The following is a 19,293-nucleotide window of genomic DNA, read 5'->3' as shown; positions in this document are numbered from 1 at the left end:
GCGGGTGGTTAAGTGAGGGAAACATGAGAATAACGAGCAAGCAATTGGCTGCGCTAATTCAGGGTAAGGATTTGAGTCCGACGGAGATTTATCAGCTGGTGGATGAGGCGTATCCGGAAAATACCCTCAGCAGGGCAACCATTCTGGGACGTTTGTACGCGATGCTCAGGTCCCCAAGCGTCGAGATGGTGAAGACCGGTCAGGGCAGCAAAGCGCGCTTTTTGCTGATAAGGGCCAGCGAGCGGTTCCTGGCGCTGAGCGATATCAATACGCGTTCGGATGAAAAAGAGACGAAAGCTGACACGACGCTATGGCATTTCCATCCCACAGAGCTGCGTTACTGCCAGCTGCACAAGATATTCGATCGGGCGTTGGCCGGCGTACGGGAGAGAAGGTAACAAGATGCAAACAATGAATGATTTGATGATTGACCTGGAAACCATGGGCAACAAACCAAACGCCCCAATCGTGGCCATCGGCGCCGTGTTCTTTGTTCCTGAGACTGGTGTGTTAGGTCCGCAATTTTATACAACGATAAATTTGGCGAGTGATTTGGCCGCCGGCGCCGTTCCCGACGGTGATACTATCAACTGGTGGCTGAGGCAAAGCAGTGAGGCCCGGGCGGCAATAACCAGTGACGAGGCAAAGCCTATCACGGAGGCCATTGACTCACTGACCCATTTTGTCAGCCGCAACTGCGAACAGCCGAACTATTTGAAGGTCTGGGGCAATGGTGCGGCCTTTGACAACGTTATCCTGCGTGAAGCCTATGCGCGCTGTGGCAGGGCGCCATGCTGGCAGTGGTTCAATGATTTGGACGTGCGTACCCTCGTTCGCCTGGGGCGCCGTGTGGACTTTGACCCGAAACGTGATTTCCCTTTCGAGGGTGAACGGCACAATGCACTGGCTGATGCCATACACCAGGCCCGATATGTTTCTGCTATCTGGCAGCGCCTACTCCCTGACGGAGATAGCCTGCATGAGCTTGCCTGACGCATTATTTGGCGCAGTAGCCGCGGTGGCTCTGTTACAACGACCTCTTGCGAAAAAACTGAGGAAGGTAATTTCGTGAAAATGACATACATGAAAGCTGCAACTGCAGCTGTGCGATACGAGAAGGTGGGGCAGTACGACCAGGCCGCCCTGTTCTGGCGCCGGGCCGAGGGGGCGGCTTTAATTCCCGTTAACCAGGCATGGGCTTCCCTTCGTGCCGAGGTGTGCGAGAAACGACATGTTCTACTGATGGTGCCAGCAGGGAGGTAAATATGGATGGCTTTACGCTGGCCATTATCCTCGTGCTGGTGGTGTTTTGCGGTGCTGTATTAGGGCTAGCATGGTTAATGCTTCAAATAATATCCGATTAATGTTTATTAATAAATAATCATCAGCTATTACCTGAACTCATGAAAGTGGATAATGCAGGCTTTTATTTCTTTGATAGGTGATAAGGCTATGCTCTGGCTTGAACTCATTTTGTTTTTCGTCACATTAGCAACGGTCTCAATATCAATGCTGATTGAAATCTATTGGGAAGATGGCGAATAGTTTGCGATAAAATATCGGATTGATTAATATTGCTGCGGGTGCTTGAGACTATCTGTCTTGAGCATTTGCAACAGGCAGATAGAGAAAAGCCCCGAGTGATTTTTCAATCAACCCGAGGCTGTTCCTATGCTTAGCAACGTAAGACTAGCCTCTTACCGGCCGACAGGTCAAGGAGAAGAAGGCTATGGAGCCACAAAAACTGGCGCTGATGGCGCTAATCGTTGTCAGCATAGCTCTGCTAGGGACTTTGCTGCTCAACAAGGGAAACCTCTGTGATGTTAGCTTCCGAAGCGGCAGAACGGAGATAGTGGCTCACATGGCTTACGAAACCAGGTAAGAGCTACGGCGGGGAGCGATCCCCGCCACTCTTTATTGCTGAGCATGGACTCTCAAGCACCCATCATATCGAACCCGCCTCGGCGGGTTTTTGCGTTTTGGGTCCAGTATGGATATTTTATTCACATATTAATTTGTTTTTTAATAAACAATGAAGCATTAAAGATGCATGCTTATTTTAGCTGATTAATTGACTTGGATCGCATTGTCAGACTTCAAAAAGGAAAATAAGAGTAATTTTTTTACCTAATTGATCGGTAAAGCAGATCAATTATGTGGTTTTTGATCTGCGCATCCTATCAGTGGCGGTGGGGATTAGGCAAAATAAAGGTTCGCGCGAAAGGATTTACCAGGGATGACAGTGATAAATCCTCTTGGAGTCATTTATGAACAAAGACGACGCAATAGCCATGCTTGTCCCTGAGTCTCTTATTCCACATATCCGTGATTTCAAAGGTGGGATTTTACTGTATGTGGACTGCCTGGTTGTTGAAGATGGTTTTGCCCTTGAAGAAGGGGAGTTTGTGACTTCAGTTGCCTCTTTTACAGAGGTGATGAGCTTGGCTGGCTTGGTCATCGGTCCTGCTGCTATAATTAAGTCACGGGATTGAGCCCCCGTGCTGGGTAGTTGCTGCGTCAACAGGAACCTGACATGGCGCATACACAACACAATCACACCGCATACAGCAGTAGCGGTGTTCCTGCTTATGCCGGTGGTTCGGCATGGGCAAAATACAAAGCCAAGGCGGAGCAACAACACCTGGAACGCGTGGCTGTGCTGGGTTGTTGCGTGTGCCGCAATCTCAAGCTGGGTGAAACGCCTGCTGAAATCCATCACTGCCGTTCCGGTGCCGGGACATCTGTCCGAGCCTGTCATTTCCGCACTCTACCTCTTTACCATATTCATCACCACATTGGTGGCTTCGGTGTGGCCATTCATGCTGGCCGGTGCCAATGGGAAGCGAAGTTCGGCACTGAGTCGGAGCTGTTGGTTCAGGCTCTCTACGTGCTGGGTGAAATAGTGGGGGTGATGGATGCTTAAATACTGTGCTCAGAAATGGAGAGTGGCGGTATGACGCCTAAGCAACGCAGAACACACCAGGCGGCACTGAAAAAAGCCGCTGCGGCGCCACGCAAGAGTTACCTGGGAAAATACCGACCGCTCACCAGCATCCAGAGCGCCTGGGTTAAATCGTTACTGTCGGTCTGGGGGGAATGTTACGGCGGCAGAACGCGAGAAGAGGCGAGGCTGGATGGTGAATTTTGGCGTGAATTGCAGGGTGAGGAATGGTCTGACGATGCCGCAAAGCGAATCACAGAGACCATCAAGGGGCTGCGAAAAATCGGGTACCGTGGTGATGGATTACTCCGGATGGCCAAGGCCATCCTCTGGCCAAAACCATCGCTGGTGGACGCCCAGATGAAGAAAGACGACGGGGATTTTGTTGAGCGTTGCATTTTAGATGCGCTCAGCAATGACGATCCGGTCTATGTTGTCGGGGTTGATTTTTATGCTCGCCGTAAACGGATTAGCGATATCGGGCGATACCTGCAGGACGTGGCACCATGGCTGAGCAGAAAACAGGCGGAGGACCGTGTCAGGTGGTGCGTCCGTCACTTCAATGGTGCTGTTTTTTTGTCGATGAAAGCGGCGCTGAAGCAGGAAGGTGAAAATAAATCTTGAAAACAGGTAAAAAAAGTAGATAATTTATTCATGCTTGGCAGAGCTGCGCCGCACGGCAGCGATGAAAAGCGAACACAAACAGACATGAATACCAAAACGACAAGGCCTGCTATTATGCGGGCCTTGTCGTTTTAGTCTCATCGAATAACGTCTTGGTGGGGCCAGCTAAATATGGCCATCGCTGAAAATGGCCAAGTCTCTTATTTAAGTTGTGTGCAGGGCTGTTTAAAGTAGTCAATTGCATTCGTATGTCGACATTGATGTTTTTATTTGTGTGTTTTTGTTTATTAATAGAATAACTATTGTTGATGTTTTTAATTCATTTTCATTTCATTTCTGGGTTCTTTGTTTGTTTTCTTTTTTTTGCGGATGAATGGCATTGCCAAACTCCACGACTGAACTAAGTTTTATTTACTGCGCCGGCCATCATCAGCATTATTGCTGGCTTTTATCTCGCGTCAAATAAAACAACATATCAGGAGTGCGACTATGCCCAATATTAATAACCCTAATGCCACCATTCTCTCGTTACTGATTAAGGATGATAACTCACCTGCTGACGGACAGACGACGAATTCCGTTGTTGCTCAGGTGAATGACGGTGATACGGTTCCTCTGCCTGGCCAGGTGGTGACCTTTGACGTTGAAGAGGGCGCCACTATTCAAGGCCAGTCAGAAAGCGACGATCAGGGAGTTGCTATTGCGACACTGACCAGTACGACGGCGGGTGTTTACACGGTAACGGCGAGCATCAATGACAGTCAGATGACGGTGGGTTCGACCTTTGTCCCTGTTGATGATGGTGATGGTAACAACCCGAATGCGGTGATTGAGTTGCTGTATGTCTCACGGGACAACGCCGTAGCTGACGGTATGGCAACTAACGAGGTGACGACTGAAGTCACTGATGGGAGTGTCCTGCTGGCGAACCAAAGCGTGACATTTGAGGCGGATAATGGCGCCCTCATCCAGAGCCCGATCCTGACCGATGAACTGGGCAAGGCCAGAGCGACACTGACCGCTACCGAAGCGGGGGTTGCCACGGTAACGGCGAGCATCAATGACAGTCAGATGACGGTGGGGTCAACCTTTGTCCCCAGTGATGGTGATGGTAACAACCCGAATGCGGTGATTGAGTTGCTATATGTCTCACGGGACAACGCCGTAGCTGACGGTATGGCAACTAACGAGGTGACGACTGAGGTCACAGATGGGAGTGTCCTGCTGGCGAACCAAAGCGTGACATTTGAGGCGGATAATGGTGCCCTCATCCAGAGTCCGATCCTGACCGATGAGCGGGGCAAGGCCAGAGCGACACTGACCGCTACCGAAGCGGGGGTTGCCACGGTAACGGCGAGCATCAATGACAGTCAGATGACGGTGGGGTCAACCTTTGTCCCTGTTGATGATGGTGATGGTAACAACCCGAATGCGGTGATTGAGTTGCTGTATGTCTCACGGGACAACGCCGTAGCTGACGGTATGGCAACTAACGAGGTGACGACTGAGGTCACTGATGGGAGTGTCCTGCTGGCGAACCAAAGCGTGACATTTGAGGCGGATAATGGCGCCCTCATCCAGAGCCCGATCCTGACCGATGAACTGGGCAAGGCCAGAGCGACACTGACCGCTACCGAAGCGGGGGTTGCCACGGTAACGGCGAGCATCAATGACAGTCAGATGACGGTGGGGTCAACCTTTGTCCCCAGTGATGGTGATGGTAACAACCCGAATGCGGTGATTGAGTTGCTATATGTCTCACGGGACAACGCCGTAGCTGACGGTATGGCAACTAACGAGGTGACGACTGAGGTCACAGATGGGAGTGTCCTGCTGGCGAACCAAAGCGTGACATTTGAGGCGGATAATGGCGCCCTCATCCAGAGCCCGATCCTGACCGATGAGCGGGGCAAGGCCAGAGCGACACTGACCGCTACCGAAGCGGGGGTTGCCACGGTGACGGCGAGCATTAACGACAGCGCAGAGACAGTGGTGGTCAGTTTTACCGATGAAAGCGCGACGTCTGTGATTGATTCGCTGGTCAGTGACAAGGACAGCATCGTCAACGACGGAACGGACATCGCCACGCTGACGGCGACGGTCATTAACAGTGACACGGGCAATGTTGTGTCCGGGGCAGCGGTGTCCTGGTCAACCGATATCGGAACGGTGACGCCGGCGGCATCGGTCACTGATGAGCGTGGCGAGGCTGTGACGCAGCTCAGTGACACCGGTGATACCGGTACGGCGACGGTGACCGCCGCGCTGGACAGCGGTGAAGAAAAAACGTATTCCGTCACGCTCCAGGGACCTGCCACGCTGGCCGTTCGGGGCGGGCGCCGACGCCGCGGGAGAGGGCGGGAAAGTCGGTCATACCTTGTCTCTATTGACCTGGAAACCGGTCTGCCTCTTGTCGCCAAATGGCAGTATGAAAATGAGCCGACTGTTGTCACAGGTACACATTTTGATGATATGTGCCCGGAAAAAATACTGAGGGTGACAAGTACTACAGGGCAGCAATCCATTAGGCTGTCACCTCTTAATATTGCCGGTTTTAGCCAAGAATCGACCGCCGATGGCGATGCTTTTGCCGTATTGACCATTGGAGGTCAAGTTATAGCATGGGGGGACAGTGCTAGTGGGGGCAGTGCGCCACCGGAGATAATCACTCGCACCGACATGGGAGTGCTGGATTGTAATGCACATTCGTTTTCTGTTTTGACTGATGCCGGTGGTGTGGTCGCATGGGGAGGGAGTGGTGATGGCGGTAGTGTTTCTTCGGATATTGCTAACCGGACTGACCTGGTGGCTCTGGCGAGTACTAATCCAGCGTATGCCGCTTTAACTGAGTCTGGTGGCGTGGTGACATGGGGAAACAGCGAATATGGTAACAGTGTGCCACCTGATATTTCGAATCGCACCGACCTGATAGCGCTAAGCGCCACTTGGTCTGCTTTTGCGGCACTGTTGGTATCTGGTGGTGTGGTAGCATGGGGAAACGGCAGTCACGGTGGTAATGTACCTGACCAAATTGCCACCCGTACTGACTTGATGGCAATCGCAGGAAATGGGGGTGCTTTTGCAGCACTGACGGCATCTGGCGGCGTTGTTGCATGGGGAGACAGTTCTTATGGTGGTAGTGTTCCGACCGATATCGGCATGCGCTCAGATGTGGTGGAAATATGCAGTACTGGGTATGCTTTCGCAGCACTTACATCATCAGGAAGCGTTGTCGCATGGGGTAACAGCAATGACGGAGGTAATGTGCCGGTTTCTGTTACCGATCGTACCGACTTGATCGCAATCGCAGGAACTCAGGCGGCGTTTGCAGCACTTACGTTATCTGGTGGTGTAGTTGCATGGGGGGACGGCAGTTATGGCGGTAGTGTTTCTTCTGATATTGCCAATAGAACTGATTTGATTGCATTGGCTGGAACTCGGGCAGCGTTTGCAGCATTGACAGTATCTGGCAATGTGGTTGCGTGGGGAAGCCTGTCTCATGGAGGCAGTATTCCTACAGATATACAGCCACTGTTAACCGATATTGTGGCAATTTATTCTTGTGAGGCGGCCTTTTGTGCGCTGAAGTCTGACAATACCGTGGTCGTCTGGGGAGGCGGTGATGCCGGCAAAATGGCTAATATCCCGGAGGCTTTGCAGGGCAATGTGTCGTATTATCAGGAGTAATTGAATATCGCTATGCCGCATCCTCCGGTCTGGGTGAGGCCGGGTTTCCACTCCCTCGGGCCCGCTCTCCGCGGGCCGTTTAGAACGGAAGGCATCAATATGAAGCCCTGGCTAACCGCCGGGGCTTTTGTCTTCTGGTGAATAAAATTTCAGTTGCGGGTGGCACGTAACGAAATATCGTTTTGCCAGAACGCCATTTTCCAACCCGCACAAGAGGTGTTTGGGTATGCAGGTCACAATCGATGGTGTCCCGTACGCGCCTGCGAGTGGGGCGACAGCCAAAATCGGCATTGCTGTTGCTACACATAGCCGCGCAGAGGTATTAAAAAACACGCTTGAGCAGCATATTAAGCATTTGCCTGCCGGTGCGCTGCTGGTGGTGGTTGATGACGGTTCGATACCGGCAGCAGTTGTTCCGGCCGGTGTGCAGGTGATTCGTCATGAACAGTCTTTGGGGATAGTGGCGGCGAAAAATGCCAGCCTGCAGGTGCTGATGAACGCCGGCTGCGAACATCTCTTTTTGTGGGACGATGATGCCTGGCCGATTGCCGATGACTGGCACCAGCCTTACATCGACTCACCCGAGCCTCACCTGGCGTATCAGTTTCTCGACCTGGCCGGCCCGAGAAAGCTCAAGGACCTGGCCGTATTGTATCGTGATGAGCACCATGTGGCGTACACCGGGCAGCGTGGCGTGATGCTCTACTACCACCGCCGTGCCATCGAGACGGTAGGGGGCTTTGACCCGGTTTACGGGCGCGGCATGTACGAACACGGCGATCTGGCGCTGCGCATTCACCATGCGGGGCTGACGACGTGGGCATTTGCGGACGTTACCGGGTCGGGAAAGCTGATTTATTCCCTGGACGAGCACGAAGCCGTTGATCGCTCGGTACCGCGTCCGGACCGCGAAAAACTGGTCAGGCGTAACGCCAGCATCTACGGTCAGCGTCGGGACGCCGGGTATACCGCCTATGTGGACTACCGGCCACGCAAACACCTGGTGCTGACCACGTTACTGACCAGCAGGCCCGATCCGCAGCGTGGCGCCCGCATAAAGGCGGATGCCACCTTGTTGTCGGCGTGGGCGGCTTCCATCCGCGGCGCCGAGGCGGTGGTGCTGGCCGACGAGTTGAAAACGGCGCCTGCCGGCGCCACGCGGGTGCACGTTCCTGATGTGGCGATGAACGTCTATTTCCGGCGCTGGCTGCATATCTGTCACTATCTGCGTGATCACCCGGACTACACCCACGTCTGGTGCACCGATGGCACCGATGTCGAAATGCTGAGGGAGCCGTGGGCGAACATGGAGACCGGCAAGGTCTACGTCGGTTCAGAGCCAACGCTGTATGCCGATAACTGGGCCGCCAGAAACCATCCCGAAAAGGTCTACCAGGACTTTATCAGCGCCCACCGCAACGATGTGATGCTCAATGCCGGGCTGCTGGGCGGCAGCCGTGAGGATGTGATGGCCTTTGCTCACGGTATCGTGCGGCTGTATTACCGCATCGAGAGCTATCGATTCTGGAAAATGGAGCAGGCTAACTGCGCCGTCGGGGACATGATCGCCTTTGGTATCGTGGCGAAGTCGTTTGGCGACCGTATCGTGACCGGGCCACAGGTGCATACCGTTTTTAAGTCCAACGGTATCGGTAAAGAACTGGCCTTCTGGAAGCATAAATAATGAAGATTGTGGTGATTGGCCATCATGGCCGACGTGATCAGGCTGAAGTGTTGGCGCGGTTGCTCGATGCACATCTGCTGATGGATGAAGGTAACCATGGCGCCAATGCCGGGCACCGCCGGGCCATCGAATGGGCCGCTGCGCAGTCCGAACGTGTGATTGTGATGGAAGATGATGCGCAGCCTGTCGCTGGCTTTAGGAGGTTGGCGCAGTTATGGCTTGGGCGTTTTCCCGAACACCTCTGCTCGTTCTACCTGGGCACCGGGCGCCCACCGCAGTATCAGCTGCAGATAGCCCAGAAGCTTATCGATGCTGACAAACATCATGCCGATCACATCCTGCTGCCGCGTCTGCTCCATGGGGTGTGTTACAGCGTGCCGCCTGCCTGTCTGCGGTCGATGCTCGGTCGTTGGGAGAAACACAAGGCTGCTGACTACGCGGTGGGTGATGCGTACGGCGGTATGGTGGTTTATCCCTGCTGGTCTTTGGTGGAGCACCAGGACGGAGTGTCGGGTCGAGCGCCCATGGAATAATGCGCTGGGGCGCGAACGCCGGGTGGCCTGGCGGCTGCATCCTGGGGCACCGGTCAAATGATATCGATGCCCATTTTGATTTCACGGGTCCTTTCCAGCGCTCAAAAGCCTGCCGGGCGAACGACGCGCACATTCTCGCTATTTATGAGATTTTTTCTGAAGTGATGTCCGGTTAGAGTTGGTGTTAACTCATTGATATATATCGATTGCACTTATTAAATAACCGGACATGGTCTTTTTTTGTTCGTTTTTATCAGGCTGGTAGTTGTGAGGGTTGATCATGGCCAACCAGGAAGAGGTGGCAGCGCATCTGAATTTGGATGTACGGCAGATCCGCAGATTACAGCAACTTCCCGGCGCCCCAAAAACAAAAGGTAGGGGAAATTACGATATCGACGCCTGGCGATATTTTTACCTTGCTTACTTGAGCAGAGGCAGCCGTGATACTTCTGTTGATGGTGATGATGATTACGAACAAAAGCTCTTGATTTCCAGGTGGCAATTAACAGAAGAGCAGGCGATTGCACAGCGGTTAAAAAATCAGGTAACAGAAAGGATAATGGTCGATTCATCATTCTGCTCTTTTGCATTATCCAGATTGGCTGGAGAGATTTCGGGGATCCTGGATAACATCCCCTTAGCCATGCAACGTCAATTTCCATCAATGACAGCCCAGCAGATAGATTCCTTAAAGCTGCAAATGGCAAAGGCGGCAAATAAATGCGCCAGAGTTGATGAAACGCTACCGGAGATACTGGATGAATATTACCGACAATCAGATAATTGAGATGCAAAGAGCCATCCGAGAAGGATTGCGGTCATTAATCAGACCGGTACCATTAACCGCGGTTGAATGGGCTGATAAGCATTATTTTCTACCTAAGGAATCGTCCTATTTGCCTGGAGCCTGGGAAACACTGCCATTTCAGGTGGCCGTGATGAACAGCATGGGCACCGATGCCATTCGCACTGTCAATCTCATTAAATCTGCCCGCGTTGGATATACCAAAATGTTGCTGGCGGTCATGGGGTATTTTACTGAGCATAGAGCACGAAATTGCCTGATGTTTCAGCCGACCGATGCTGACGCTGAAAATTTTATGAAATCGCATGTGGAACCGACCATCCGTGAGGTTCCGGTATTGAAGCAGTTGGCCCCCTGGTATGGAAAAAAGCACCGCGATAATACCCTCAGCATGAAACGCTTTTCGCACGGTCTCGGGCTGTGGTGCCTGGGCGGGAAAGCTGCCAAAAATTACCGTGAAAAATCGGTCGACGTGGTGATGTACGACGAGCTGTCGGCGTTCGACCCCGATATCGAAAAAGAAGGTCCGCCGACGCAGCTCGGCGACAAACGTATCGAAGGCTCCGTCTGGCCAAAGTCTATCCGTGGCTCCACCCCCAAGATCCGCGGACAATGCCAGATAGAGAAGGCGGCGAGTGAGTCCGATCACATGCTGCGCTTTCACGTTCCGTGCCCGCATTGTGGTGAATGCCAGTATCTCAAGTTTGGTGACGACGATACGGCGTTTGGTCTGAAGTGGGAAGAAGGCAAGCCGGCGACCGTGTATTACCTCTGTGAGCACAATGGTTGTGTCATTCGCCAACCTGAACTGGATCAGTCTGTGGGGGAGTGGGTGTGTGAGCTGACGGGGATCCGGACCCGGGATGGACTGGTCTGGAGTGACGCCAAGGGGGAAGAGGTGGCGGTGCCGCGCGCCGTGTCATACCACATCTGGACGGCCTATAGTCCCTTCACCACCTGGGAACAAATCATCCGCGATTACCTGAACGCGAAAAAAGATCCGCACGGGCTTAAGGGGTTCTGGAACACCACGCTGGGCGAAACCTGGGCGGAAGAGGTGGGTGAACAGCTTGAACACGATGTGCTGCTGCAGCGGCGCGAAAAATACCCGGCGCAGGTTCCGGGGCGCGTGGTGTACCTGACGGGCGGGATCGACTCCCAGACCAGCGGACGTTATGAGTGCTATGTCTGGGGGTGGGGCGCCGGCGAAGAGTGCTGGCTGATAGACAAGGTGATCGTGCTCGGACGCTACGATGCACAAGAGACCCTGCAGCGTGTGGATGATGTCATCCGGAAACAGTACCTGCGCTCCGATGGCACCCAGATGGGCGTCAGCCGTTGGGCGTGGGATATCGGCGGTATTGACCCGCACATTGTCTATCAGCGCTCGCTGAAACTTGGTGCCATGTGGGTTATCCCGATCAAGGGAGCCAACGTGTACGGCGGCAGCATTGCCGACATGCCGCGAGTGCGTAATAAACAGAAGGTATTTCTCACTATCGTGGGCACGGATACGGCCAAGGATTTGATCTACGGGCGCCTGAAGCTGGAGCCTCAGGGGGACACCCCGGTGGCCGGTGCCTTTCATTTCCCCGACGACGATGACATTTTTGCCGAAACGGAAGCAAAGCAGCTTGTGTCAGAAGTGCTCATCCCAAAGCTGACCAACGGCAAAATCGTGTACCGCTGGGACAACCAGAAGCGGCGTAACGAGACGCTGGACTGCCTGGTTTACGGGCTGGCTGCCCTGCGTCTGAGCATCAGTCGTTTTCAGACAAACCTGGAGCTGCTGACGGATGCGCTGGACGGCAAGAAAGAGAAGCTGGTTTCCATGGTAGAAATGGGCCGCGCATTAGGAGGTTGATATGCAGATGAAAAAAGAGATTTTGCTGGCCCAGTTGCTGGAGGCCGAAGCTGCGCTACATCAGTTAATGATAGGCAAGTCGGTCGTCTCCATTTCCCGCAGTGATTCTGCCGGCAACAGCCGCACCTATCAGTATTCGCAGGCCAATATCGACATGCTGAAAGCCTATATTGTCGACCTTAAGGGCCGGCTGGGTCTTGGTCGTGGTCGCCTCCCACCGGCAGGAGTCAGAGCATGAGCACAGGTTTACTGGCTCCGGACGGCGTGACGCCGCTGCGACAGTATGCGGGCTACCAGGGGGCGGGGGCAGGTTTCGGCGGACAACTGACGGACTGGCATACCCCGCAACAGAGTGCCGATGCCGCGCTTTTGCCGACATTTTACCGCGGTAACGCCCGTGCGGACGATCTGGTTCGCAATAATCCGCTGGGCACCAATATTGTTGAGCTGCATAAGGACAATATCGTCGGCAACCTGTTCAAGCTCAGCTATCGCCCCAACTATCGGCATCTGGGGATCAGCCGCGAAGATGCCCGGTCTCTGGCCCGTGATATCGAAGCGGCCTGGACGGAGTATGCTGAAGATCCCCACTGTGTCATTGACATCGAGCGCAAGCGTACCTTCACCATGATGATCCGCGAGGGGGTGGCGACGCATGCTTTTAATGGCGAAATTTGCGCGCAGCCCGTCTGGGATCCTTCCCCGGGCTCTGTCTTTCGCACACGCTTCAAGATGATAAGCCCGAAGCGTATCAAAAATCCGGGTAATGCCCCGGATACTCCGAGTCGCCGCGCCGGGGTGGAGATTGATAGCCAGGGCGCCGCCGTCGCGTATTGGGTGGTGGATGACCCTTATCCCAACCAGGGTGAAAGCCGGGCCCGGCGTATTCCCGCCACCCTCAGCAGCGGCCGGGTGGCATTTATCCATGTCTTTGAGCCTCTGGAGGATGGGCAGACCCGCGGCGATAACGTTTTTTATTCCATCATGGAGCGCATGAAGATGCTTGATACGCTGCAGCAGACGCAGCTGCAGTCGGTTATCGTCAGGGCCATTTATAATGATGGCCGTTCGAGGGTTGTCCGGTTTCTTTCCATTTTCCCCCGCAAGCCATGACAGTAAAGGCACGTCGTTTCCTGAATGCTTAATGAGTATTCATCATAATTCGTGTTTTTCCTGCTTTTGTGTATTGCAATGTGTATTGCTTTTTGTGGTGAGGGCCGGGTGTGTATTGCAACTTGACTGAAAAGTAAGCGGTGAGGGTTTTACTGTGGCGACAGAAAACAAATTGAGCGACAAATTACTGAAAAGCCTGTCTGGCAAGCCATCGGAAAAGCAGTTGATCATGGCCGATGGTCGGGGCTTGTCTATTAGGGTGAGCAAAGCCGGTGGGGTGAGTTTCGTTTTTTATTACAGGACAGGTGGAAGGACCAGTCCCCCGGTCTGGCTGACGCTGGGGCGATACCCGGATATGTCGCTGGCGAATGCAAGAAAGGTGCGTGACCAGTGCCGTGAGTGGCTGGCTATGCATCTGGATCCGCGCAACCAGATAAAAATTGAAGCAAAACGAAGCATGCGGCCCGTTACCATTAAAGATGCAATTATGTACTGGTACGACAATCACGCGATAACAGCGAGAAAAGAGCATGAATATTTGATTAAACGCTTCGATAAACATATATTTCCATATATCGGTAACATGTCGATTGAAGAATCAAAATTACATGACTGGCTGACATGCTTTGACAGAATAAAGAAAAAAGCGCCTGTAATGTCAGGTGCAATATTTTTAGATGTCAAACAGGCATTGCGTTTTTGCCGGGTAAGACAATATATATCATGCGACCCGCTAGGGGATATTGGTGTAAATTATGTTGGCCGTTCATCTGGTATACGCGACAGGGTTCTTGATGTGAAAGAAACTGCTGATGTGTGGTCATTTTCCTTTGGTAATAATCTGCTCAATATTGCATCGGCAGTTAATCAGCGAATGTTTGTATTATGTATGGCTTTTGGTTGTCGCCAGCGTGAGGCAAGGCTTTCTACGTGGTCGGAGTGGGATTTCGAAAACTGGATCTGGACGGTGCCAAAAGAGCACAGCAAGAATGGTGAGGCAATTGTAAGGCCTGTTCCCGTAGGCATCCGCCAGTGGATAACAAACCTTCATGCAGCGACAAAGCGGAGCGATTTTATCATTGGTGTTGAGTTTTCGCGGGCAGGTGTTACAAGCGCCGCAAATCGTATATGCAAGCGCCTGGGGCATGATAAAAGCGGTTTATGGTGTATTCACGATTTCAGGAGAACATTTTCTACGACGCTTAATGATATGGGGGCAGATCCTTATATTATTGAATTGCTGTTAGGACATAAAATTAAAGGTGTGGCTGGTGTTTATAATAAAAGCCGACATTTGAATAAGAAACTAAAGGTGCTTAATATGTGGGTGAGTTATCTTAATGCGCTTGCAGGCTTTAATAATAATGTAGCGGAATTAAATAAAGAGGTGGTTTGAAATGAAAATGCTATCGATAGTTGAGGAAAAAGATTTTGCATACATCCCGAATATTGACCGGATGATACGTGATAAAGAGTGCCGACGGTTAACCACGCTTGCGAACTCATCTCGCTGGAAACTCGAAAAAGATGGCGAGTTCCCTAGGCGCGTAAAATTGGGGCCACGCTCAGCCGGATGGCGGCTATCTGAGGTTCAGGCGTGGATTCGGGGAGAGTGGTACCCCGGATGGAAAGCCAGCCCACCGGAGCTGTACCCGTAATGAAATACGCCGTCATTACGCCCAAAAACAAAGCCCCTGCACTGTTGTAGGGGCTGATAACATAATGGCGTTCTGGTGGAGGTAATGCCTGATTCCCGAGGTGTGCCGCCGCGAAATTTTCCGGACTTTTTTGCAATCAATTATGGACTAATTTTTGAGCTGTAAAAGATAGACCTCTGACTATCCAGAATTGATTACATCTAATTAAATGGGAAAATTTGCGATCAGTAACTCACTCGCTTTTTTAGCACCTTTACCCAGCGAATATGTCAGACTGACACTTCTCATATGAAGCCCTGAGAAGCATTCCTGCATGTCTGATATATCGTTTATCGAGATTAAAAATTTTCCCTTTATGCTTCGGGCTAATCCGGCCATGCGAATGTATTCATCAAGCTTAAAAGGGATACTATATCCAGAGGTTTGTCAATAAGGCGGTTCAAGATAAAACAATCTCTCGTCGAGTCCTTCAACGGCAGGTTGCGGCAGGAATGCCTGAACGAGAACTGGTTCATGTCTCTGGAGGATGCAAGGTGCAAAATAGAGGCATATAACCAGAGACGTCCCCATTCAGCGCTGGGCTAGATGACGCCCTCCGAGTTTGCCGAAAAATCTGCAGGTTGCCAGAATATGCAGCCAGAATGAAGCCGGTTATTCCTGATTATGACTGGATCATATGCGGGGTCAGGGTCATTTTTGTTGACCACTAAATCAATTATGGATGTTAATTAAGAGTTCACTATGGCTACTCGTTACAAATTATTTTCAATGAGTATATGGATTTATTGGTTAGGAACCTAATATTAAATTCATAATCAGTTTTTAAAGTATTGATAATTTTCCGTGATAATCCAGAACAGAAATTGAAACTTTTTATTTTGACTCCTTAGGTTTCATTAGTTTCTTGTTTATTAATAAATCACACCTTAAATAGCACGCCGAAATTTTCACTGCTGCGATGCAACTCATTGAGCATTTTTAATACTTTGCTTTTAGTTTTTTTGGGGCTCTACATACCAATTATGCGTTTTTATAATTTTAGCTACACGGTACTAAGGTTGTGCTGTCTATCAGATCTCGCTTTATGCGACATTCATCACATAACGCATCATTTTACGCTCTTTATTCATTAAAGCTATTTACATATAACGAGCGAGCACCTAGTTTTTACATGGTTTTTAGTGTTTGGCTTAATCTTCTGTTGGAGTATGGATATGTTGGCAGGAAGATGGGTACCTTTACCTTTTATCCTTGTAGTTTCCTTGTTGGCTGGGTGTATTGAAGTGGATATGTCTGTTCCCAGCTTTCCGGATATGGCCGCCAGTTTTGGTGTTTCTGAAGGGCATATTCAGCGTACGATCACCTATAACTTCTTGGGATTTGTGTTTGGCGCGTTGATTTATGGCCCACTGTCAGAGTCGATTGGTCGACGCAAAACCATGTTGATCGGTGGGGCTATCATGCTGTTAGGTGCTCTGGGATGTACCTACGCCACTTCAATCGATCTTTTGATGTTGTCCCGCTTTATTCAGGGGTTGGGGGCTTGCACGCCGGTGGTAGTGGCTTACGCGATCATCGCAGACCGTTATCAAGGGGCGGCCATGTACAGCATGATCGGTCTGGTTAATGCCTGTATCTCGATTTTCATGTCGCTAGCGCCGATCGCCGGTGGTTGGATTAATGAGCATTGGGGGTGGAGAGGAAACTATGCGGTTGTCGCGGTGATCACCGCAGCGGCGGTACTGCTGGAATTGTTGTTCCTGCCGGAAACGAAGAAAGAAAAAACGCCATTCGATCTCAAAGCCATTGTGGGAAGCTATGCCCGGCTGACGGCGAGTTTCCAATTCATGCGATTATCGTTGATTCCTTCACTTTTCTTCGCTGCTTATATGGTATTCATCGCTTCCAGTGCTTTTCTTTACCGTGAAACCTTTGCGTTCTCGCTGTCGGCATTTGTCGTTCACTTTTTTATTATCGTGGCGTCATTTTCAATCCCCAGCCTCTTTTCCGCCCGTATTATCGCCGCGTTTGGTGGCGATCGGCGCGCTGAGAAAATCGGTATGGCGTTAGCCATCGTCAGCATTCTAGCTCTACTGACGGCGACAACGCCTTGGGCGATCACCCTGCTGATGAGCCTGTTCTGCTTTGGTTTTTCTATCTGCTATCCGACGCTGTTCGCACGTTCCATGAGTGTCTACCCGGAAATTTATGGTGTGGCGGCCTCCTATATCATGAGCATGCGCTCGCTGCTGGTTGTGGCTATCACGGGGATGGCCAGCTACGTCTTTATCGGGCGGCCGGAGGAAATGAGCTATGTGATGGCGAGTGTGATAGGCGTTGTCGTGTTGTTGTCTATGTTGAGTATCGTGGCATCCCCAAGCAAAGCTGAAGAATAAATAATCGTTTTCGCGTGCCCCCCGGCTAAATATTTATATTTGGCCGGGCTCGGCATGACTTTTTTAAATACATGTATTCCTTCATCTGGAGAATATCTATGGAAAATGAAACCATGGTTTCGAAGGGCGGTTTGTCTGCCGCCTATACTGATAAATGGGAACAGCGCGCATCAATAAGAACCCGCCCCGGTAAATTTATCGACTTTACTATTCCTGGCGCATTTTTCCCCGAGGAGAATCAGCCGATATTTTTGGCTGACATGATGAGCGGCATGGACAATGAGAGGAAGTCGAAAATACTTACTCAGTCATTGTTTAAATACCTCAATGATATCGTTAATCTTGAGATCAAACTCATTAACTCAGCATGCAATAAAATTATCTACGGCGATCTCGCTGTCAAATTCGACGAACAGATTAAATTGAATGCCTATACCGTCATCATCGATGAGTATTACCATGTTTATATCGCCAGACATATGATCAATCAACTTAGAGAGCATGATGCCGATCTCGGTGCGCTGAGTTACCCGGATTCTGACGCCTATGTGGCCGTTACAGAGGTGATGAAACGGTTACCTGAGCGCTGCCATGACATTTTCGAGATCATTGCGGTGTGCATTTTCGAAACGACCCTGGTGAGAGAGCTGGTGGAGTTCTTTAATAGTGACGGCGTTCATCCATCGATTAAATACTATGTTAATGACCATATGAACGATGAGTCCAGACACTATATTTTCTTTCTCGAATTACTTGGCTATATCTGGACGAGGTTGGATGAAAACGATCAGGCGATGATCGGCGGGCAGATCGCTGATTTCGTAAAAATGTATTTGAATGTTGAATCAGAGAAACAGTTTAACATTGAGCTGTTATCGAAGATAACTCATGATTGCGAAGCCAGCCGGGAGTCAATCAATAAGGTTTATCGCGGTTTTGAAGTGACGCCTGATGTCCCCATTGTTAAAAACGTGCTAATGGCTTTGAAACGCACCGGCATTCTGAATTCGCCGATAGTGCGCCAGGGATTCGAAAATATTGGTTGGATAATTTAATCATGGAGATGGGTATGGATAGTTTCGCCTCGCATAAAACACATTCTAAATTGGCCTATTTGACTGAAACAAAAATGTTGGCCGATGAAATAAAAGCGCGTTTACGAAATAGCAATTCGCTTATTCTTCCATTAGAGAGAAATCTTGAACTGGTCGATCAATTGACGGAGTTTGAGCTTGGTCGTTTCCTCCTGCATAACCGCGGCCTCAATGGCTACTGGACGTCTTACATTTTCCAGCATCCCGCCGGAAAACCCGCCGAACATGTTTTGGAAGACTGGCTTCTGAATCGCTCGTTGCTGTGCCGGGCGCGCGAGCGTTACTACCGTTATCAGACCTTGCTGGCTGAGTTGATTACGCAGGCGGAGACCCTGGCTTCAATCCCGTGCGGCGTGATGGATGATTTATTGGATTTGGATTACAGCGGCCATGGCGCGGTGCAATTGACCGGCATTGATCTTGACCCGGAGTCACTTTATCACGCCAACGAAAAGGCCAAACGCGTTGGCATGGCGAACCGTTGCCGATTCTCGCAGCAGAATGCCTGGGAGTTAAAAGAAAAAAACGCTTTCGATGTGATTACCAGTAACGGCCTGAATATGTATGAGTCTGACCCGGACAGGCTGGTGGCTTTGTATCGTCGGTTCTTCGAGGCATTAAAACCAGGGGGAACCTTGTTGCTCAGTTTCCTCACGCCACCGCCGGAAAAGAACGCGCCCACCGGTGAGTGGGATAAATATGAAACGCCAATGGCGGACCTTTTGCAGGAGTTTGCGATCTTTGGCGACATTATTCAGGCTACCTACCTTAATTTCACTTCAGAAGCAGAGATCAGACAACAGATAACCCAGGCAGGGTTCACGGTTAAAGATATCAACTACAGCTCACGCGGCGTGTTGCCGATCCTCGTGGCGGTAAAACCCTGATAACCCA

18 protein-coding genes and 2 pseudogenes are annotated in these 19,293 nt (G+C 51.1%); all 20 read left to right on the top strand.

The window, feature by feature from the left end; genetic code table 11:
* The first annotated feature begins 23 nt into the window (after positions 1-23).
* Positions 24-398: a hypothetical protein gene (locus FO014_RS01295; protein WP_160027223.1), complete on the top strand. Its 375-nt coding sequence runs from the start codon at positions 24-26 to the stop codon at positions 396-398.
* 13 nt (positions 399-411) lie between these two features.
* Positions 412-993 carry a 3'-5' exonuclease gene (locus FO014_RS01290; protein WP_160031319.1) on the top strand — a complete coding sequence of 194 codons (582 nt, stop codon included), beginning with the start codon at positions 412-414 and terminating at the stop codon, positions 991-993.
* An 81-nt stretch (positions 994-1,074) separates the two neighbouring features.
* Positions 1,075-1,263: an ANR family transcriptional regulator gene (locus FO014_RS24230; RefSeq protein ID WP_425500823.1), complete on the top strand. Its 189-nt coding sequence runs from the start codon at positions 1,075-1,077 to the stop codon at positions 1,261-1,263.
* A 466-nt stretch (positions 1,264-1,729) separates the two neighbouring features.
* Positions 1,730-1,882, top strand: a complete 153-nt coding sequence (locus tag FO014_RS24225; RefSeq protein WP_160027219.1) for a Hok/Gef family protein — start codon at positions 1,730-1,732, stop codon at positions 1,880-1,882.
* A gap of 385 nt (positions 1,883-2,267) precedes the next feature.
* Positions 2,268-2,492, top strand: a complete 225-nt coding sequence (locus FO014_RS01275; RefSeq protein ID WP_160027217.1) for a hypothetical protein — start codon at positions 2,268-2,270, stop codon at positions 2,490-2,492.
* A 41-nt stretch (positions 2,493-2,533) separates the two neighbouring features.
* Positions 2,534-2,923: a Ref family recombination enhancement nuclease gene (locus tag FO014_RS01270; protein WP_160027215.1), complete on the top strand. Its 390-nt coding sequence runs from the start codon at positions 2,534-2,536 to the stop codon at positions 2,921-2,923.
* Between the two features lie 30 nt (positions 2,924-2,953).
* Positions 2,954-3,565: a hypothetical protein gene (locus FO014_RS01265; protein WP_160027213.1), complete on the top strand. Its 612-nt coding sequence runs from the start codon at positions 2,954-2,956 to the stop codon at positions 3,563-3,565.
* A gap of 489 nt (positions 3,566-4,054) precedes the next feature.
* Positions 4,055-7,252, top strand: a complete 3,198-nt coding sequence (locus FO014_RS01260; RefSeq protein WP_160027211.1) for an Ig-like domain-containing protein — start codon at positions 4,055-4,057, stop codon at positions 7,250-7,252.
* Between the two features lie 226 nt (positions 7,253-7,478).
* The gene (locus FO014_RS01255; protein WP_160027209.1) at positions 7,479-8,936 is read left to right on the top strand and encodes a glycosyltransferase family 2 protein; all 1,458 of its coding nucleotides are present in this window, start codon (positions 7,479-7,481) and stop codon (positions 8,934-8,936) included.
* Positions 8,936-9,469: a hypothetical protein gene (locus FO014_RS01250; protein WP_343039564.1), complete on the top strand. Its 534-nt coding sequence runs from the start codon at positions 8,936-8,938 to the stop codon at positions 9,467-9,469. The genes FO014_RS01255 and FO014_RS01250 overlap by 1 nt, the downstream gene beginning before the upstream one ends.
* Positions 9,470-9,749: 280 nt before the next feature.
* Positions 9,750-10,256: a terminase small subunit gene (locus FO014_RS01245; RefSeq protein ID WP_160027207.1), complete on the top strand. Its 507-nt coding sequence runs from the start codon at positions 9,750-9,752 to the stop codon at positions 10,254-10,256.
* Entirely contained in the window at positions 10,228-12,138 is a 1,911-nt protein-coding gene (locus FO014_RS01240; RefSeq protein ID WP_160027205.1) for a phage terminase large subunit family protein, read from the top strand. The genes FO014_RS01245 and FO014_RS01240 overlap by 29 nt, the downstream gene beginning before the upstream one ends.
* Before the next feature lies 1 nt (position 12,139).
* Complete coding sequence (gpW, locus tag FO014_RS01235) at positions 12,140-12,376, top strand: gpW family protein (RefSeq protein WP_246168050.1); 237 nt, start codon at positions 12,140-12,142, stop codon at positions 12,374-12,376.
* Positions 12,373-13,194, top strand: a pseudogene (locus tag FO014_RS01230) (phage portal protein); the annotation flags it as partial. The gene gpW and the pseudogene FO014_RS01230, both read left to right, overlap by 4 nt.
* 211 nt (positions 13,195-13,405) lie before the next feature.
* Positions 13,406-14,647: a tyrosine-type recombinase/integrase gene (locus FO014_RS01225; protein ID WP_160027201.1), complete on the top strand. Its 1,242-nt coding sequence runs from the start codon at positions 13,406-13,408 to the stop codon at positions 14,645-14,647.
* Between the two features lies 1 nt (position 14,648).
* The gene (locus tag FO014_RS01220) at positions 14,649-14,909 is read left to right on the top strand and encodes a helix-turn-helix transcriptional regulator (protein WP_160027199.1); all 261 of its coding nucleotides are present in this window, start codon (positions 14,649-14,651) and stop codon (positions 14,907-14,909) included.
* 459 nt (positions 14,910-15,368) lie between these two features.
* Positions 15,369-15,494: pseudogene (locus FO014_RS01215) on the top strand (integrase core domain-containing protein); the annotation flags it as partial.
* Positions 15,495-16,123: 629 nt separating this feature from the next.
* Complete coding sequence (locus tag FO014_RS01210) at positions 16,124-17,305, top strand: MFS transporter (RefSeq protein ID WP_160027197.1); 1,182 nt, start codon at positions 16,124-16,126, stop codon at positions 17,303-17,305.
* Between the two features lie 98 nt (positions 17,306-17,403).
* Complete coding sequence (locus FO014_RS01205) at positions 17,404-18,360, top strand: diiron oxygenase (protein ID WP_025303320.1); 957 nt, start codon at positions 17,404-17,406, stop codon at positions 18,358-18,360.
* Positions 18,361-18,374: 14 nt separating this feature from the next.
* Positions 18,375-19,286, top strand: coding sequence for a class I SAM-dependent methyltransferase (locus FO014_RS01200; protein ID WP_025303319.1), 912 nt, complete (start codon positions 18,375-18,377; stop codon positions 19,284-19,286).
* Positions 19,287-19,293: the final 7 nt, after the last annotated feature.

The organism is Serratia rhizosphaerae (assembly GCF_009817885.1).
GTDB classification, from domain to species: Bacteria; Pseudomonadota; Gammaproteobacteria; order Enterobacterales; family Enterobacteriaceae; genus Serratia_B; species Serratia_B rhizosphaerae.
Note: the sequence above shows the minus strand (reverse complement) of the source record. Positions and strands in the feature narration are given on the sequence as shown.

Excerpts from the sequence above, each read along its gene's own strand:
- FO014_RS01205 (WP_025303320.1), top strand. The coding sequence starts at position 17,404 with ATGGAAAATGAAACCATGGTTTCGAAGGGCGGTTTGTCTGCCGCCTAT.
- FO014_RS01270 (WP_160027215.1), top strand. The coding sequence starts at position 2,534 with ATGGCGCATACACAACACAATCACACCGCATACAGCAGTAGCGGTGTT.
- FO014_RS01295 (WP_160027223.1), top strand. The coding sequence starts at position 24 with ATGAGAATAACGAGCAAGCAATTGGCTGCGCTAATTCAGGGTAAGGAT.
- gpW (WP_246168050.1), top strand. The coding sequence starts at position 12,140 with ATGCAGATGAAAAAAGAGATTTTGCTGGCCCAGTTGCTGGAGGCCGAA.
- FO014_RS24230 (WP_425500823.1), top strand. The coding sequence starts at position 1,075 with ATGACATACATGAAAGCTGCAACTGCAGCTGTGCGATACGAGAAGGTG.
- FO014_RS01265 (WP_160027213.1), top strand. The coding sequence starts at position 2,954 with ATGACGCCTAAGCAACGCAGAACACACCAGGCGGCACTGAAAAAAGCC.
- FO014_RS01255 (WP_160027209.1), top strand. The coding sequence starts at position 7,479 with ATGCAGGTCACAATCGATGGTGTCCCGTACGCGCCTGCGAGTGGGGCG.
- FO014_RS01210 (WP_160027197.1), top strand. The coding sequence starts at position 16,124 with ATGTTGGCAGGAAGATGGGTACCTTTACCTTTTATCCTTGTAGTTTCC.
- FO014_RS01245 (WP_160027207.1), top strand. The coding sequence starts at position 9,750 with ATGGCCAACCAGGAAGAGGTGGCAGCGCATCTGAATTTGGATGTACGG.
- FO014_RS24225 (WP_160027219.1), top strand. The coding sequence starts at position 1,730 with ATGGAGCCACAAAAACTGGCGCTGATGGCGCTAATCGTTGTCAGCATA.
- FO014_RS01220 (WP_160027199.1), top strand. The coding sequence starts at position 14,649 with ATGAAAATGCTATCGATAGTTGAGGAAAAAGATTTTGCATACATCCCG.
- FO014_RS01275 (WP_160027217.1), top strand. The coding sequence starts at position 2,268 with ATGAACAAAGACGACGCAATAGCCATGCTTGTCCCTGAGTCTCTTATT.
- FO014_RS01260 (WP_160027211.1), top strand. The coding sequence starts at position 4,055 with ATGCCCAATATTAATAACCCTAATGCCACCATTCTCTCGTTACTGATT.
- FO014_RS01290 (WP_160031319.1), top strand. The coding sequence starts at position 412 with ATGAATGATTTGATGATTGACCTGGAAACCATGGGCAACAAACCAAAC.
- FO014_RS01200 (WP_025303319.1), top strand. The coding sequence starts at position 18,375 with ATGGATAGTTTCGCCTCGCATAAAACACATTCTAAATTGGCCTATTTG.
- FO014_RS01240 (WP_160027205.1), top strand. The coding sequence starts at position 10,228 with ATGAATATTACCGACAATCAGATAATTGAGATGCAAAGAGCCATCCGA.
- FO014_RS01250 (WP_343039564.1), top strand. The coding sequence starts at position 8,936 with ATGAAGATTGTGGTGATTGGCCATCATGGCCGACGTGATCAGGCTGAA.